The following is a 17,368-nucleotide window of genomic DNA, read 5'->3' on the forward strand; positions in this document are numbered from 1 at the left end:
ACCTTCGGCATTTCGGCCCAGTATCACTTCTGATCTGAAGCCGCTGCACGAACGAAAAACCTCCCCGCGCGAGCGGGGAGGTTTTTTTGTATCGGTGGCACGGGCGCATGGGTGGTGTGACGTGCCAACCCCGATCCCTCGTCCTGGCAGGAGCGACATCAGTCGCAGATCGGGGCTCTAAAACCTCCAAGCCGCGACCTCGTCGCGTCTTGCATCGCCAATGAATTCGCCCCTACGTGGGATGTGAGGTGTGCGGCAAGACTTGTTACCTTTCGGCAAGGCATGCGCTCATGCGCCCGAGGCGTTGACGATACGCTCAACCTAGTTTGAAAAGCAGCCGCACCATGTTCCGGAAGCGCTGCCCATAGGGCGGATTCAATAATCTCACGCCATTGAATCGCGCTTGCCGGAATACCGGCTTCATATGCGAGAACGTGCGAAAACCCGCCTCTCCGTGATACCCACCCATGCCGGATTTGCCCACGCCGCCAAATGGCAACCCATGCTGGGCGATGTGATACAGCGTGTCGTTTACCGTCACGCCACCGGCCTGCGTCCGTGCCAGCACGCGGTCGATCGTCTTGCGATCGTCATCGAACAGATAAAGCGCCAGGGGATGGGGCCGACCGGCAACGTAGTCGATCGCTTGATCGATGCTGTCGTAAGGCACCAGTGGCAACAGCGGCCCGAAAATTTCCTCGCGCATGACCGCCATGTTGTCATTCACGTGCAGCAGCAATGTCGGCGGCAGGAATCGCCGGTTGGGGTCCTGGTCGCTATCGCCCAGTCGCTCGGCGCGCGCGCCGGCAATGACCGCATCGTCGCGCAGTGTTGTCAGCCGCTGGAAGTGGCGGTCGGCGACGATGCTGGCAAATTGCCCACGCTGGGCGATCTGCGGATAAAGTCGTCCGGTGACACGATGTGCGGCAGTCACGAAGTCACCGACACGTTGCCTGGGCAACAGAACATAGTCAGGTGCGATGCAGGTCTGCCCTGCGTTCACCAGTTTGCCGTAAAGGATACGCTCCACGGCGTGTTCGAAACGGGCGCCGGGACCAATGATGGCAGGGGATTTGCCGCCCAGTTCCAGCGTGACCGGTGTCAGGTGCGCCGATGCGGCGCGCATGACGTGATGGCCTACCGCCGTGGAGCCGGTAAATAGCAGATGATCGAACGGCAAGGCGGAAAAAGCCTGCGCGACATCGGCATCGCCGGTGACCACGCAGACCTCGTCCGGCTTGAAATATTCGGCGACCTTATGCGCGAACAGGGACGAGAATCCGGGTGTGAATTCGCTCATCTTCACCATGACGCGGTTGCCCGCTACCAATGCATCGATCAGCGGACCCACGGCCAGGTAAAGCGGATAGTTCCATGGCACGATGACGCCCACCACGCCGCGTGGTTGCGGCAGCATGGTGGTGCCGGCAGGCAGGAATGCCATGTCGGCCATGCCCTTGCGAGGGCGCATCCAGTGTCGGCCGCGTCGCCGGGCATGGCGCAGGCCCGACAGGCTGGGAAAGATCTCCAGCAGATCGGTTTCCTCGCGCGGCCGGGTGCCGAAATCGGCAGAGATCGCCTCGGCAAACGCATCGCGTTGTTCCAGCAGCATGCGTTCGAGTCGGTCGAGCCAGCCGGAGCGTACCGACCAGGCCGGTGTCGGATCCTGCATGTGTGCATTGCGCATCAGCAGCAGGGTCTGGTGCAGGTCGCTGGTCGGTGCGTTCATGGCATGGATATCCCTAGAACTTCGCGCGTAGCTCAAGACCGTACGTGCGCGGTGGTGTAATGCTCGCGAACGGCGTACCGAACACCGGAGTGCTGATGTTGTTCACGCCGGTCACGTAGCGGTTGTTGAACAGGTTGTTGGCATAGAGTGCCACGCCCCAGTGGTCGCCGGGAGCATGCCAGTCCAGCCGGGCGTCGGTGCGCTGCTGGGCGCTGCCCACCTGGAAATTCGGGCTGACCACGCATTCGCCCTGCAGCTGTGAATCGGCATTGCAGCGTTCGCGGCCACGATGGGCGTAGTTGAGGTCGAATACCAGCGAGCCGTTGGCGACGTGCCCCCAGGTGTATGACATGCCCGCCGTATACGAGAACAGCGGCTCGCCGGTGGGTTGGCCGTCCAGGTCGGCGCCAGAAAGGGCGACGGCCTTGCGATAGGTGGAATCGATATAGGCGGTTGTCAGGCTCAAGCGCAACGCATCGAGCGGTTGCCATTGTGCTTCGAAGTCCAGGCCCTTCGCTTCCTGATCGGTGCTGCTGACCAGATAGCGCGGCACCCCCGAGCCGGCGCTATTGGGGTCGAGGGTGAGCGATTGCTTGTTGTCGTAGCGGTAGTAATAGATCGATGCATTGAGCAACAGGTTTTGCTCCGGGAATACCGTCTTGATACCAGCCTCGATATTGGTGACCTTCTCGGGCGCAAAGCGTGATCCTACCTGTACGCTGTTGTAGCCTCCGGCCTTGTAGCCCTTGGTGACCGAGACATAGCCCATGGCGTCGGGGGTGAACTTGTAATCGACTACCACGCGCGGACTCCAGTTGCTCCATGTGTTGCGGAACGTCACCGGTACGCCGACGGCATCGGTAAAGATGAGGTTGTTGTTGAAGGCAGCCAGTGCGCCCTGCGCTTCGGGCGGAAGCAGATCGAGGATGCCGGCCTGGGCCAATGCCTGCACTGTCGCGTCGTAGGCCGGCGCCTGGCGTGGCATGTTGTACCAGGAGAAGGTCTTCTGGTCGCGTGTGTAGCGGATGCCGGTGGTGACATCCAGGCGATCGTCGATATGCCAGATCACATCGCCGAAGGCGGCATAGGCCTTGAAGTGGCCGGTGTTACGGATTGCCTCGTGCCAGGGATCGCCGAGCAAGCTATATGGCAGCCCGAATGAGGCAAGTGCCTGGCTGATGTCGGCCAGCGGCGTGCCCACACCCATCAGATTGTTGGCCAGTGTGTCGATGCTGTCGGTGTTGATATTGGTCTGGCTGGTCTGGCGCGCCTGCTCCTGGTAATAGCTGATGCCGCCGACCCAGTCGGCGATGCCGGTATTTCCCGCCAGCTTGAATTCCTGATACCAACTGTTGTTGTGCTCGATATTGGTGGTATCCAGGTAGCTGACGACGTGGTTTGTACCGTCGTAATCGCCACGGTTGAAGGTGTTGAAGCCACGCCATGCGGTAGTCGAGGTCAGGCTGCCCCAGGTGAAGGCATGGTCGATAGACAAAGTGACGCCATTGAAGCGGCGCGTCTCGGCGCCGCCGATCGCGTCGTTGTAGAGCGGGGCATGCAACGGGTCGAGATAACTGGAGGGGGTCGGTGGGTAGGGTGCGCGCTGATTCGTATCGCTCGACAGTGGAACCAGCCCGATCGCCGGTTCAGGAGGCTGGTCCAGGTGCTCGTGATCCCAGGTCAGCAGCACGCGCGTATTGGGTGTGATATTCCAGCGCCACGCTGCTCGGGCTCCCCAGTCATCGTCTTTGCCGTAATGCTTGCCGGTGGCCGCATCCCTGATCCATCCGTCGCCCTGGTTGTCCAGCACGCTGAAACGAAACGCCATGTCCTGATTGATCGGAAGATTGATCAGCGCATCGCCATAGCGCTTGCCTTCGTTGCCGACGCGCACGCGCGCCTTGGCTTCGAAGTGGTCGCTTGGTTCATGGGTGACGATGGAGATGGCGCCTGCCGCGGCATTGCGCCCGAACAAGGTGCCTTGGGGCCCCTTGAGCACTTCCACGCGCTGTACGTCGTTAAAGGCCAGCAGGGCGCCACCGGAGCGTGCCGCATAGACGCCGTCGACGTAGACGCCCACGGATGGATCGGTGCCGACGCCGAAGTCGCTGGTGGATATGCCGCGCAATTGATAGCGCGCCTGGGTCGGCTGACCGGCATCGATTACCAGACCCGGCACGAACAATTGCATCTTGCTCAGGTCGGTGGCAGCGAGCGTATCGATCTGCTGGCTGGTGACGATCTGCAAGGGAATCGGTACCGACTGCATCTCCTGGGAGCGGCTCTGCGCGGTGACTGTGATATTGCCTAACAACTTGGCTTTCACTGGATCGGCAGCTTGGGGCTGGCTGGCGGACGGCGTATCCTGTGGTGCGGCTTCGTCAGCCATAGCCGCATCGAATGCGCACAGCATGACGGCGCCGCTGAGTACCTTGCCCAGGCTGGCTGACAACAACGACGGACGAATACTCATCACCGTTCTCTCCCCGCGATGGTGAACCGCGTCTATGCGGTTTCAAGTGTTCTTTTCAATGCATGGCCACGCATGCACCGGATTGCGTGGCGATCCATGCCTTGATGAGGGCGACGCCTTCCTGGTGCACGGTGCTGCGTCCCAGTTCGGGCATCATTTCGCCCGGGTCTTTCGAAGCCATGCGATAGGGCACGATGGAGTCCTCAGGCTTGCCGGGCACGATGTCGAACAAATGGTCGCCAGTGCCACGACCGGCGGCGACCGGCGGCTTGCACAGGCCCAGATGGCGGTCTTCGGGCGCGCTGATGTCCAGGGTGAGCGCCGTGGTGTTGGCTGCCCCCTCAGGGTTATGGCAATGCCCACAGTTGATGTCCAGGTAAGCGCGTGCGCGTGCATCCAGCGGAGCACGTGTATCCATCCAGTTGGCATTGCGCGGCGCCACGGCGGGTGCGGGAGCACCGGTCAGGTAGCCTACGCGCATCAGGTACTGGAGTTGGTTCTCGTCGCCCTCGGCGTAACGATAGTCGCGATTGAGATGGCGCGCCTTCGGACCGATCGGATGGATGCGCCGCGTCACCCAATCCTGCGCGTGGCAACTGGCGCACTGGCTTTCGTCTGGCACGACATAATTGAAATCTTCGTGCGTCTGGTCGCTGGCCACGAGCGTGAGTGGAATCACCGCGCCGGTGCGTGCCAGGCTGGCATCGGTCTGGGTGTCGTTCCAGACATAGGGAATGGCGACCCAGCCCTCGCTGCGGCGTACGAGGACGCGCGTTTCGACCAGGCGCACGTGCGCAAGATCGAGGCCCTGGCCGGCGAAGTCGTGCGAGCTGTCGTAGGTGCGTGTCACGTCGCCAGGCTTGCTACCCCTGGGGTAGAAGAACGTCTTGCTGATGATCGTGCCGACGGGAAAGTCGAATGTATCGCTCGCGTCGTATCGGGCAGCAACGCCCTTGGGCATCCAGATCGTGCGCAGCTTATGCGCGTAATCGGTAAACAATGGCGTGTTGAGGTCATAGGGCACGACGCCCTGGTTCAACATCAGCTTGCCATCGCGCACTTCCAGCACATGCCAGTCGCTGAGATGGGCGGGGCGCCCATCGGCATGAAAGACCACCGGGTCCAGGCCGCGATGGCATGCTGACAGGGCCAACATCATGCAAAGTACGGCAAGAAGGTTTTCCGCCTTGAATCGCATCATGCGCATCGCAACGCCTTCTATGCTTTCGGCTGCGGATTCAGCGCCACCGCGGGCAGCTTCGGTAGCGTGCACTGGTAGGCCTTGGTATCGGTGCTGGGGTTCTTGTAGTCATGCGGGCCATCGGCATTGAGCACACCGTTGGCTCCCTGGATGCAGATGCGATCGCCATCGGGTGGCAAACCGTTGACCAGATGCGTACTGTCGACGTAGCCGTCCCATAGCACATCTGGAAATTGACCACCCATGCCATAGACCGCGGTCTTGAGCATTTTCAGCTTCATGCCATCGGGGGCATCGCCGCCCTGGCCGAAGCGGTTGTCGTAGACGTAGATCCCCTTGGGATACGGGTTGTAATCGGCAGCTACGCCACGCGTGTTGTAGTAGTTGGTGGAGAAGTAGCTGGAGATAATCACGTTGGCGGTCTTGTGATCGCCGATGTCGTTGTCGAAGATCTCCACCTTGTCGTTGGAGTTGATCACCACGCCCGAACCACGCGGCACGCTGGCCACGGCGGCGCCCCTGGCGGCAAAATTATCGGTGTTGTTGTCCAATACCTTGTTCTTGAATACACGTGTGCCGTGCCCTGCCTGCGACAGGTTGGGCATGTTGAATACCAGGATGCCGCCGGTGTTCTTCGTGGCCGTGTTGTCATACACGTCAGCATTGACCGAGTTCTCGATCTCGATGCCGGCGACGTTCTGTTCGGCGTGATTGTTGCGCACCACGATGTTGTTCGACTGCCCTACGTAGATGCCGGCATCGGATGCGCCGATCACGGTGGAATGCTCGATCAACACGTTCTGCGTCTTGACCGGATACAGGCCGTAGGCGCCATTGGTGGTCCTGGGGCCATCGGTCCAGGCCACGCGTACGCCGCGAATGGTGATGTTCCTGCCCTGGTTGATCTTCAGGGCGTCACCCTTGGTATCTTCCAGGGACAGGTTTTCGATGGTGAAGTCGCTGGCGTTGACCAGCAGGCCTTCCGGGCCGACCACCTGTCCCTTGAACGAAAGCACGGTCTTGTCCGCGCCGGCCCCGCGAAGGGTCACGCCATCGGTGCGCAGGCTCAGTCCCCGCTTGAGGTGATAGTGCCCCGCGGGGATGTCGATCACGCTGCCTGGCCTGGCATCAAGCAACTGCTGTTGCAGCCGGGCCTGAAACTCATCCCCGCCGGAGGCGGTATCGGCGGCCTCCTGCTGGCCGCATGCTGCCAGCGCCGCGGCCATTGCCGCAGTCAGAATCCACTTGCGCATCGATGAACCTCCCCGTGCATCGTTGATGCGGAAAGCCGCTTACCGGGCTGCGGCCGAGGCGATCACTGTTGCGCAATGCATGCAGGCGGGGGAGGGCAAAACGGCCACGCCATGGGGGGCAAAGAGGCCAGTTTGTTTGGGTGAGGCCGCTCGCTTGAGCTCGCTGTGAGGCCGGCCGCTATGCGGCCTGTGAGGCCGCTCGCCAAGGCTCGCTGTAAAAAGTAAAGCGTGACGAGCAAACGCCAGAAGCAAGGCCGATGACGACATCCGCTTCGTGCTCTTCCTCCTTACGGGCCGTGTAGCGGCCGGCCTCACAGCGAGCCCTGGCGAGCGGCCTCACGGGTCGCGTAAGCGGCCGGCCTCTCTCGGCGACATCCCCGTCCAGCGTTTGAAGGCGCGACGAAATTCGCGTGGGTCACTGAAGCCGATCTGCGCGCCGATTTCGGCCACGCTCAGGCTGCCGCCTTGCAGGAGTTCCAGGGCACGTTCGGCACGCACGCGATCGTGGATCTCGCGGAAGATGCGGCCGCTTTCGGCCAAACGGCGACGCAGGGAGCGTTCGCTCAGGTGCAGGGACTGTGCCACTTCGGTCAGGCGTGGGTGTTCATCCAGGCGGCTGCGCAGCAGGCGTTCGACCGAGGTGACGATTTCGTCGTTCGCCTTGTGTCCGCGCGATTGTTGAGTGCACAGCGCCAACGACTGACGTGAGGTCAGTGGGTTGTAGCCGGGCAGGGGAAAATCCAGCCAGCGGGTATCGACCAGGATACGATTGTGCGCGCAACCAAAGCGTACGTCGCACTGGAACACACGGGCATAGTCGTGCGCATAAGGTGGCGCGGCGTAGCTCAACTCCAGGCCTTTGGGCAACAACTGCGGACCGACCAGTTCGCGTGCAAAACTGAGCGAACTGGAAAACAGCTCTTCGCTGAGAAAGGGCAGCAGTTCGGTTTCACCAAAACGTGGCCACGCACACACGGCGACGGTGCTGGTATCGACGACGGCGAAATCGACATCGAGCAAGCTGCCGCATAGCCGGTGATGGGCGATGCCCACACGCATGGCATCGCCAAAGTGGCGCGAGGTCATCATCGCCAGGCCAAGCAGCCCGAAGCTGCCGACGGTCTCCTCGCTACCGAGAATGAGCCCCAGGCCTGGCTCATTGAAACTTGCGATGGCACGCCGCACCAGCGTGCGCGCCTGGCGATAGGAAATGCGCAGCGAGGGATCGTCGAGCTGGTTGCGTCGGAAGCCCAGGCCGGCGAACCAGGGGTTGCAGTCGATGCCCAGGCGACGCGCGCGTTCGACCAGGTAGACGGGAACATTCGGTGAAATATCCGCTATCAGGTAACGCGGATCGCTCTCGTCGACGGACAGCGTCGCCGGCATGACATGGCGGATGGCTTGAGTCATGGTGTTGTCCCCGGCCAGTCCCCACTGGCCAAGTCACACGTTCTATCACGCACTGACCTCTGGCGGTTGGCACGGCGCACCATGACGCTATGCTTGCCCCTGGCCACTGCGTGAAGGTTTCCCCGATGATTGCCCAATCCCCGATGCGACGTGCGATGGCTGTGGCCCTGTTGGTCGCACTAGCTGGCTGCGCGACAACGCCTGTTTCCACGCCGGTCGACGCGAAGGGCCGGCCGATGGGTTATCTCTCGGCGGCCCAGTTGCCCGATACCACCCGTATCTTGCCAGCCGCGCCGGTACAAGGCTCGGCGCGTTACGAGGCGGACCGGCAGGTGTTCCTGGCTACACGCAAGCTCGAAGGTACGCCACGCTGGGCCATGGCCACAGATGACGTGCAACTCAACGTGCCTGCGATGCTGCGCCACTTCAGTTGCGCGATGGGAGCCGACTTGCAGGCGCAGTCATTGCCGCGCCTGACCGCGTTGCTCGAACGCGCCGACCGCGATGCCGACGAGAGCACGCGAGCGCCCAAGCGGGCAAACAAGCGTTTGCGTCCGTTCCTGATCGACGAAGGCAACATTTGCCAGCCCAAGGAGCAGCTTGCCAAGAGTTACGACTACCCTTCCGGCCATACCACCTGGGGTTGGACAGCGGGTCTGATCCTGGCGGAACTGGCGCCTGACCGCACCAGTGAGATCGACCTGCGCGCCCGCGCCTTCGGGGACAGCCGCATCATCTGTGGGGCGCACAACCTCAGCGCCGTCCAGGCCGGTGCGATCAATGGCGCAGTGGTGTTTCAGCGTTTGCAGGGATCACCGGCCTACCAGGCCGATTTGGCCGCCGCACGCAAGGAGCTGGATGCGTACCGGGTGAGCGGTCCGAAGCCGGATGGCGGCAAGTGCGAAGCGGAGCGGGTGTTGGAGTTGGCCGCGCCTTATTGACTTCCTTGGGACGGGAGGCGGCTGGTAGGGGCGCCAGTTCGATCGCTTGCCTTGTGCTGAAAGATTGCAAAAGCCGCTGTTGCAATGTGCGGCTCTTGCCTCAGGTAGTGGGCTTTTGCGCCCCACTACCTGCCTCCCATGTCCTATCCCCCGCCGAGCAAATCGCCCGACCTTACTCGCCGATCGTCAGCAACGAAGCGTTGCCGCCCGCGGCGGTGGTGTTGATTGTCAGCGTGCGTTCGCCTGCAAAGCGCAGCAGGTAATGCGGGCCGCCGGCCTTGGGTCCGGTGCCTGACAGGCCTTCGCCACCGAACGGTTGCACACCGACCACGGCGCCGATCTGGTTGCGGTTGACGTAGCAGTTGCCGACGCGGGCGCGGGTCTGGATGAATTCCACGGTATCGTCGATGCGGCTGTGGATGCCCAGGGTCAGGCCGAAGCCGGTGGCGTTGATCTGGTCGACCACTTTGTCCAACTCGTCGCCCTTCCAGCGGATCACGTGCAGCACCGGGCCGAACACTTCGCGGGTGAGCGTGGCCAGCGAAGGGATTTCATAGGCGCGAGGCGCGAAGAACGTGCCATTCTCGGTCGCGGCGGCGTCCAGCGAAACTTCGCCGATCTTCTTCGCTTCCTTGTCCATGCGTGCAGCATGCTCGACCAGGATCTTCTTCGCATCCTCGTCGATGACCGGGCCCACGTCAGTGGACAACTGACCCGGATCGCCGATCTTCAGCTCGGCCATGGCGCCGGCAAGCATGGCGCAGACCTTGTCGGCGATGTCTTCCTGCACGAACAGCACGCGCGCGGCCGAGCAGCGCTGGCCCGCGGATTGGAAGGCCGAAGAGATCACATCCTTGACGATCTGCTCGGGCAGTGCCGACGAGTCGGCGATCATCGCGTTCTGGCCGCCGGTCTCGGCGATCAGGGCGGCGATCGGTGCGTTGCGTGCAGCCAGCGCACGGTTGATCGCCCAGGCTGTTTCGGTCGAGCCGGTAAAGGCGACACCGGCCACGCGCGGGTCCCGGGTCAGCGCGGCACCCACCGTGGCGCCGTCGCCCGGCAGGTATTGCAGCACCTCGGGGGGTACGCCCGCTTCATGCAGCAGCTTGACTGCCAGGAAGCCGATCAACGTGGTCTGCTCGGCTGGCTTGGCGATCACGGCATTGCCCGCCGCCAAGGCAGCCGAGACCTGGCCCAGGAAGATCGCCAGCGGGAAATTCCAAGGGCTGATGCAGACGAACACGCCGCGGCCGTGGAGAAACAACTGGTTGCTTTCGCCCGTTGGCCCGGGGAGCTGTTCGGGGTGACCGAACAGGCGGCGTGCCATGGTGGCGTAGTAACGCAGGAAGTCGGCGGCCTCGCGCACTTCGGCGATGGCATCAGGCAGGCTCTTGCCGGCCTCGCGCACGCATAGCGCGATGAACTCGCCACGACGTGCCTCGAGCTGGTCGGCGGCATGTTCGAGGATGGCGGCGCGGCTGGCTGCCGGCATGCGATCCCAGGTGCCTTGAGCGGCAACGGCATTGGCCAGGGCCTTGTCGACCGAGGCGGCGTCGGCGCTGACGTAGCTGCCCACGCGCTGGCGGCGATCGGCCGGGTTGGTCACTTCGATGGTGGGCCCAGCCGGTTGGGCGCCGGGAACCAGCGCGGTGGCGTTCCACCGACCGGCGGTGCCCGGCGGGAGTGCGGCGTTGACGGCGTCGGCCAGGGCCTTCAGTTCGTTGTCGTTGGCGAAGTTCATGCCCATGGAATTTTTCCTGGATACAAAATTTGCATTCTGCGCAAGCGCGGAATGGTCACCGTAGAGATTGACCGGCATCGGAATGCGCGGATGGGGTATGGAAGCGAAGCGGCGCACTGTTTCGCAAGGGTCGGCAACGAGTTCGCGTACCGGCACGCTTTCATCGACCACGCGATTGACGAAGCTGGTGTTGGCGCCGTTCTCGAGCAGGCGACGGACCAGATAGGGCAACAGATCCTCATGGCTGCCCACCGGCGCATAGACGCGACAGGGCACATTGAGGTTCTGCGGCCCGATCACTTCGGCATACAGGTCGGTGCCCATGCCATGCAGGCGCTGGTACTCGTAGGGACGGCCCTGGGCGATGTGGTGGATCGCGGCGATCGTGTGAGCGTTGTGGGTGGCGAACTGCGGATAGATCAGCTCGTTGCCCGCATTGAAAAGGCGATGGGCGCAGGCCAGGTAGGACACGTCGGTATTGGGCTTGCGGGTATAGACCGGATAGCCAGACAGGCCGTTTTCCTGTGCGCGCTTGATCTCGGCATCCCAATAGGCGCCCTTGACCAGGCGCACGTACCAGCGGCGGCCGGCCTGGCGGGCAGTCTCCACCAGCCAGTCGATCACGAACGGGGTGCGCTTGCCGTAGGCCTGTACCACGATGCCCAGGCCGTTCCAGCCTTCCAGGGACGGGTGTGCGAATACATCGCCGATGATGTCCAGCGACAGCTCCAGGCGATCGGCTTCTTCCGCATCCACGGACAGTGCGATGCCCTGTTTCATGGCCAATTGCGAGAGTTCCAGCAACTTGGCGGCCAAGTCGCGGCGGGCGCGCTCGCGGTTGGCTACTTCGTAGCGCGGATGCAGCGCGGACAGCTTCACCGAGATCGAGGGGGCATCCGTATGGTTGGCGAACGGCCCGCGCGCACCGATGGCGGCGATGGCATTGCGGTAATCCTGCTGATAACGCTCGGCCGTCTCGCTGGTGAGCGCCGATTCGCCGAGCATGTCGTAGGAATAGCGATAGACGGCGTATTCCTTCTTGGCGCAGCGATCCAGCGCTTCGTTGATATTGCGGCCCATTACGAACTGGTGGCCCATGATGCGCATGGCCTGACGCACGGCCAGGCGAATCGCCGGCTCGCCTGCGCGGCCAACCAGCCGGCGCAGGGCGCTGGTGAAGTCGTGACGGGTTTCTTCGGCCAGGTTGACCAGCTTGCCGGTCAGCATCAGACCCCAGGTGGAGGCGTTGACGAACAGGGATTCGCTCTGTCCGAGATGCTTTTTCCAGTTCGCGTCCCCCAACTTGTCACGGATCAGTTTGTCGGCGGTGGCCTTGTCGGGGATGCGCAGCAGGGCTTCGGCCACGCACATCAACAGCACGCCTTCCTCGCTGGACAGATCGTACTGACGCATGAAGGACTCGACGGCGCTCTGGTCCTTGGCTCGCGCACGCACGCGCGTGACCAGGTCGGCGGCCAGGTCGATCACTTTCTCGCGTTCGGCCGGCGGCAGGGAGGCCTGGGCAAGCAGGTCATTGACCGCCTCGGTCTCGTCGCGCAGCCATGCCGCAGTAATGCGGGCACGGGCCGCGCCGGGCGCCGGCGGAAGTTCGGGGGTGAGGATGGGCTGGGTCACGATGCGGCGGGGTGGGGGAAAAGGGCGATTGTAAGGCTGGGGCGGGGTGGACGCATCCGTATGGGGCCGCTTGCTGGGGTTCGCTGTGAAGTCGGCTGCTGCGCGGCCTCTAAAGAGTCAAGGGGATGAGCCATCACGCCCGCAAGCTTTCACGCACTCGCTTTATAGCCTTTACAGCAAGCGTCAGCGAGCGACCTCACAGCCCGCGCAAGCGGGCGACCTCACTGACAAAACCGATCACTTTCCGCGCGCCAGGTAGTTTCGACGGCATCACATCCGACGCAGCCAATCGATCAACCCCCTGCGACATTCTTGCCCCTACCCCCCGCTGCGGCCTATCATCGGGAAAGTTCCAGGCACGCCGGACCCCCATGATCGTGCTTCGACCAGCTGCCGCCGGCCTGCCGTGCGTAACGATGTGGCTCAAGCCTAATCGTGCACTCAGCCGACGTGATCTGCGTCGCTTGATCGGGGTGCTGGCGGCGCTGGCACTGACGACGGCCGGTTTGGGTGCGTGGCAGGGCAATGTGTTTGCTCCGCTGTTCGCCCTGGTCGAGTCATCTGCGGTGGCATTCGCGCTGGGCGTAGCCTGGCGAGCCGGGGACCGCAGCGAACGCATCACCCTCGACGAACAGTCGTTGGAGGTGCGTATGCTGCCAGGCCGGCGCGGTGTGCGTTTCCAGCCTTATTGGGTGCGCGTGCAGCTGAAGGCAAGCCGGGGAGGGCACCGTCTGCTGCTGACGTCGCATGGGCGCATGCTGGAAATCGGGGCATTCCTGGCTGATGAGGAACGCGTCGAGCTGTCGAAGAAACTCATGGTGCTGCTGGCGGACGTCACTGGCCGGTCGCGCAGGTAGGTTCAACAAAGGGCGTAACAGCATGACATCTGGCGGCATCAGGCCTGGGGTTTTCAAGCGGACGGTAACGGCATGGTCGGTAATGGCCCTGTCCCTGTTCGGCGGCATCGCCCAGGCCAATCCGGAACCCGGTCAGCTCAACATGACCCGCGGTGTTTCCGAGTGGTCTCCCGAGGCTTACTTCCTCAATAACGTCGCGCTGGGGGTATGCGTCGTTATCGGCATCCTCGTCTTCGGCGCGATGTTCATCGCCATGTTCCGCTTCCGCAAATCGCGTGGTGCGGTGGCCGAGAAGTGGTCGCACAACACCACTCTTGAAGTGGTTTGGACCACCGTTCCGGTGGTTATCCTGATCGTGCTGGCCTATCTGGCCACGCATGGCTTGCGTACCTTCGCCGACACCACCGGCTCGCAGATGACCGTCAAGGTCACCGGCTTCCAGTGGAAGTGGCGCTATGACTATGTCGACTATATGGGCAAGCCGGTCGACGGCGTCGGCTTCATGTCCAAGCTCGACCGCGAAAGCGACGAGACGCGCCAGTTGCGTTCGGGGCTCGACCCCAACGCCGTGAAGGTAGGCAACGAGAACACCTACCTGCTCAACGTGGACAAGCCGCTGGTGGTCCCGGTGGGCGTCAAGGTGCGCTTCGTGATCACCGCCGGTGACGTGATCCACTCCTGGTGGGTGCCCGCGTTGGGCTGGAAGATGGACGCGATCCCGGGCATCGTCAATGCAGCCTGGACCAACATCAAGGAGCCAGGCGTGTATCGCGGCCAGTGCGCCGAGCTCTGCGGCCAGGATCACGGCTTCATGCCGATCGTGGTGCAGGCACTGCCCAAGGCCGAGTTCGACCAATGGCTTGCCCAGCAGCAGGCCGCGGCCAAGAAGCCCGCTGCCGCGCCTGCGTCGGCTCCGGCTCCGGCCTCGACCGCCGCCGCGCCCAAAACCGCACAGGTCTCTGACGACGCTACCGTCCATTCGCAGGGCTGAGCGCGCCTGTCCGCGCTCGCTTCCTTAAATTCAGCAAACCGATTCGTATAGGTAGAGGTGCAAGGCCATGGCCCACGAAGCCACCCACGACCACCACGACGATCATCACGGCGCACCGAAGAACTTCTTCGTGCGCTGGTGCATGTCCACCAACCACAAGGACATCGGTACGCTGTACCTGGTGTTCTCGCTGTTGATGTTCTTCATCGGCGGCAGTTTCGCGATGGTGATCCGCGCGGAGCTGTTCAAGCCGGGCATGCAACTGGTGCAGCCTTACTTCTTCAACGAAATGACCACGATGCATGCGCTGGTCATGATCTTCGGCGCGGTGATGCCGGCCTTCGTAGGCCTTGGCAACTGGATGATCCCGCTGATGGTCGGTGCGCCGGACATGGCGTTGCCACGCATGAACAACCTGTCGTTCTGGATCCTGCCGTTCGCCTTCGCGCTGCTGCTGTCCACGCTGTTCATGCCGGGCGGCGGCCCCGCCGGTGGCTGGACGATGTACCCGCCGTTGTCGTTGCAGGGCCAGTCCATCGCCTTTGTGGTGTTCGCGGTGCACTTGATGGGTATCAGCTCGATCATGGGCGCGATCAACATCATCGCCACCATCCTGAACATGCGCGCGCCTGGCATGGATCTGCTGAAAATGCCGGTGTTCGTGTGGAGCTGGCTGATCACCGCGTTCCTGCTGATCGCCGTGATGCCGGTGCTCGCTGGCGCGGTGACGATGCTGCTGACCGATAAGTACTTCGGCACCAACTTCTTCAATGCCGCCGGTGGCGGTGACCCGGTGCTGTTCCAGCACATCTTCTGGTTCTTCGGTCACCCCGAGGTGTACATCATGATCCTGCCGGCCTTCGGGCTGGTCTCGGAGATCATTCCCACCTTCGCCCGCAAGCCGATCTTCGGCTACAAGGCGATGGTGTTCGCGATTGCCTCGATCGCCTTCCTGTCGTTCATCGTGTGGGCACACCACATGTTCGCGGTGGGCCTGCCGCTGGGCGGGGAAATCTTCTTCATGTACGCCACGATGCTGATCGCGGTGCCCACGGGCGTGAAGGTATTCAACTGGGTCAGCACCATGTGGGGCGGCTCGATGACCTTCGAGACGCCGATGCTGTTTGCCGTGGCGTTCGTGATCCTGTTCACCATCGGCGGCTTCTCCGGCTTGATGCTGGCGCTGGCACCAGCCGATTTCCAGTATCACGATACCTATTTCGTGGTGGCGCACTTCCACTACGTGCTGGTGACCGGCGCCGTGTTCGCCATCATCGCGTCGGTGTACTACTGGCTGCCCAAATGGACCGGTCACATGTACTCCGAGACCTGGGGCAAGATCCATTTCTGGAACTCGGTGATCTGGGTCAACGTGCTGTTCTTCCCGCAGCACTTCCTGGGCCTGGCTGGCATGCCGCGCCGTATTCCCGATTACAACGTGGCCTTTGCCGGCTTCAACATGGTCAGTTCGATTGGCGGCTTCCTGTTCGGCGCCTCGCAGCTGATCTTCCTGGGCGTGCTGGTGCATGCGGTGTGGTTCTCCAAGAAGAAGGCCGCCGACCGTGCCTGGGAAGGTGCCCGTGGCCTGGAGTGGACGGTGCCTTCGCCGGCGCCCTACCACACCTTCGACGTGCCGCCGGTGGTGCACGATTCGGAACTGGCACACGGTCACGTCGACGATTGATAGCGATGGCGCGGTGGCCCTGACCGGTCGCTGCGCATGAATAGGTAGCGGATACTTGGGCAAGGCGAACGATCCGATGGAAGTGGCACGACGCAAGGCAGCCAGGCGCACGGCGCTGATCCTCGCCATCGTGGCTGGTGCGATCTTCGCGTTGTCGATCCTGCAGATGTTGAAGGTCAAGTAGTACCGCAGAAGGCTTTATCCCACCGGCTCGGGTTCCTTGAAGGCCCGGCCGGGTTGCAGTTCCCCGTGCAGATGCGGGGCGGATACGTAAACGAGAGAAATCCACGGGGTTACACCATGGGTCACCAGCAAGGCGCTTATTTCGTTCCGACCAAGAGTTACTGGCCGATCGTGGCCGCGGTCGTGATGTTCGTGACGGTGTTCGGCGCCGCGCACTGGCTGAATGCGCCTCCGGGCGAGGCGGGTTTCGGCAAGACGATGCTGACGATCGGCATCCTCGGCGTGCTGTTGATGTTCTTCGGCTGGTTCCACTCGGTGATCCGGGAATCGCTGGCCGGCAGCTACAACGCCCAGGTGGATCGCTCGTTCCGCATGGGCATGATGTGGTTCATCTTCTCCGAGGTCATGTTCTTCGGTGCTTTCTTCGGTGCGCTGTTCTATGCCCGCACGTTGTCGGTGCCGTGGCTGGCTGGCGAGGGCCATGGCCTGCTGACCCACCAGTTCATCTGGAACGACTACAACGGTTCCTGGGGCGCGGGTGGCGGCGGTGGCCCGGAAGCCATCGGCGGTCGCTTCTCCACCATCGGCCCGTGGGGATTGCCGCTGCTCAATACGCTGATCCTGCTGACCTCCAGCGTCACGATCACCATTGCGCACCACGCGCTCAATGCGGGTCATCGCGGCAAGATCCTGGTCTTCCTGGGCCTGACCGTGCTGCTGGGTGCCACGTTCCTGAACTTCCAGGCCCACGAGTACATGGAGGCCTATAAGGAGCTCAACCTGACCCTGCACAGCGGCGTCTATGGTTCGACCTTCTTCATGCTTACCGGCTTCCATGGCCTGCATGTCACGCTGGGCACGATCATGCTGGCGGTGATCTGGTTCCGTGTGCTGAAGGGCCACTTCAGCAAGGAACACCAGTTCGGTTTCGAAGCCGTCGCCTGGTACTGGCATTTCGTGGACGTGGTCTGGCTCGGGTTGTTCATGTTTGTTTATATTCTTTGAGGGGCGCGGTGCGCTCCGCTCCATGAAAAAACCCGCCTTTTCGGCGGGTTTTTTCATGGAGGGTGAGGCCGCTCGCTGTGCGAGCTGTGAGGCCGGCGGCGAAGCCGCCTGTAAAGCCGGTCGCTGACGCTTCCTGTAAAAGGGGAGAGCGCGTCCTCGCTTTGGATCTATCTCTTACAGGGCTCGCAGAGCCCGGCTTTCCCCCTCACAGGGAGCGCTAGCGACCGGCTTTACAGGGCCCTTCGGGCCCGACCTCACAGCTCGC

Annotated in this window: 12 protein-coding genes; 6 read left to right on the forward strand and 6 right to left on the reverse strand. The window is 62.7% G+C overall.

Translation table 11 applies throughout. From position 1 onward, the window contains the following. Nucleotides 1–316 precede the first annotated feature (316 nt). The 5 genes from VF436_RS00035 to VF436_RS00055 form a co-directional block, all read right to left on the reverse strand. Nucleotides 317–1,729: a coniferyl aldehyde dehydrogenase gene (locus VF436_RS00035; protein WP_330901906.1), complete on the reverse strand. Its 1,413-nt coding sequence runs from the start codon at nucleotides 1,727–1,729 to the stop codon at nucleotides 317–319. Between the two features lie 13 nt (nucleotides 1,730–1,742). Beyond that, on the reverse strand, nucleotides 1,743–4,202 hold the full coding sequence (locus VF436_RS00040; protein ID WP_330901907.1) for a TonB-dependent receptor: 2,460 nt from the start codon (nucleotides 4,200–4,202) through the stop codon (nucleotides 1,743–1,745). Nucleotides 4,203–4,257: 55 nt separating this feature from the next. Then, nucleotides 4,258–5,403, reverse strand: coding sequence for an SO2930 family diheme c-type cytochrome (locus VF436_RS00045; RefSeq protein ID WP_330901908.1), 1,146 nt, complete (start codon nucleotides 5,401–5,403; stop codon nucleotides 4,258–4,260). A 17-nt stretch (nucleotides 5,404–5,420) separates the two neighbouring features. Continuing rightward, nucleotides 5,421–6,656, reverse strand: coding sequence for a parallel beta-helix domain-containing protein (locus VF436_RS00050; protein ID WP_330901909.1), 1,236 nt, complete (start codon nucleotides 6,654–6,656; stop codon nucleotides 5,421–5,423). 336 nt (nucleotides 6,657–6,992) lie between these two features. Next, the gene (locus VF436_RS00055) at nucleotides 6,993–8,066 is read right to left on the reverse strand and encodes an AraC family transcriptional regulator (protein WP_330901910.1); all 1,074 of its coding nucleotides are present in this window, start codon (nucleotides 8,064–8,066) and stop codon (nucleotides 6,993–6,995) included. A gap of 125 nt (nucleotides 8,067–8,191) precedes the next feature. Between VF436_RS00055 and VF436_RS00060 the strand changes: the two genes are divergently transcribed. Next, a complete protein-coding gene (locus tag VF436_RS00060; protein WP_330901911.1) occupies nucleotides 8,192–9,007 on the forward strand; it encodes a phosphatase PAP2 family protein in 816 nt (271 codons plus the stop codon). A 172-nt stretch (nucleotides 9,008–9,179) separates the two neighbouring features. Here the strand turns inward: VF436_RS00060 and putA are convergent, their stop codons facing one another. Then, on the reverse strand, nucleotides 9,180–12,383 hold the full coding sequence (gene putA / locus VF436_RS00065; protein WP_330901912.1) for a bifunctional proline dehydrogenase/L-glutamate gamma-semialdehyde dehydrogenase PutA: 3,204 nt from the start codon (nucleotides 12,381–12,383) through the stop codon (nucleotides 9,180–9,182). Nucleotides 12,384–12,754: 371 nt separating this feature from the next. Between putA and VF436_RS00070 the strand changes: the two genes are divergently transcribed. The 5 genes from VF436_RS00070 (at nucleotide 12,755) to VF436_RS00090 (ending at nucleotide 17,103) form a co-directional block, all read left to right on the forward strand. Next, nucleotides 12,755–13,240: a DUF2244 domain-containing protein gene (locus VF436_RS00070; RefSeq protein ID WP_330901913.1), complete on the forward strand. Its 486-nt coding sequence runs from the start codon at nucleotides 12,755–12,757 to the stop codon at nucleotides 13,238–13,240. Nucleotides 13,241–13,262: 22 nt separating this feature from the next. Next, nucleotides 13,263–14,231, forward strand: coding sequence for a cytochrome c oxidase subunit II (gene coxB / locus VF436_RS00075; RefSeq protein ID WP_414649787.1), 969 nt, complete (start codon nucleotides 13,263–13,265; stop codon nucleotides 14,229–14,231). 67 nt (nucleotides 14,232–14,298) lie between these two features. Next, nucleotides 14,299–15,915 carry a cytochrome c oxidase subunit I gene (gene ctaD / locus VF436_RS00080; protein ID WP_330901915.1) on the forward strand — a complete coding sequence of 539 codons (1,617 nt, stop codon included), beginning with the start codon at nucleotides 14,299–14,301 and terminating at the stop codon, nucleotides 15,913–15,915. A 55-nt stretch (nucleotides 15,916–15,970) separates the two neighbouring features. Beyond that, nucleotides 15,971–16,099 (forward strand): hypothetical protein, encoded by a 129-nt coding sequence (locus tag VF436_RS00085; RefSeq protein ID WP_330901916.1) that lies wholly within the window; start codon nucleotides 15,971–15,973, stop codon nucleotides 16,097–16,099. Between the two features lie 116 nt (nucleotides 16,100–16,215). Then, a complete protein-coding gene (locus tag VF436_RS00090) occupies nucleotides 16,216–17,103 on the forward strand; it encodes a cytochrome c oxidase subunit 3 (protein WP_330901917.1) in 888 nt (295 codons plus the stop codon). Nucleotides 17,104–17,368: the final 265 nt, after the last annotated feature.

This window comes from Dyella sp. (assembly GCF_036384435.1).
In the GTDB taxonomy this organism is placed as follows: domain Bacteria; phylum Pseudomonadota; class Gammaproteobacteria; order Xanthomonadales; family Rhodanobacteraceae; genus GSA-30.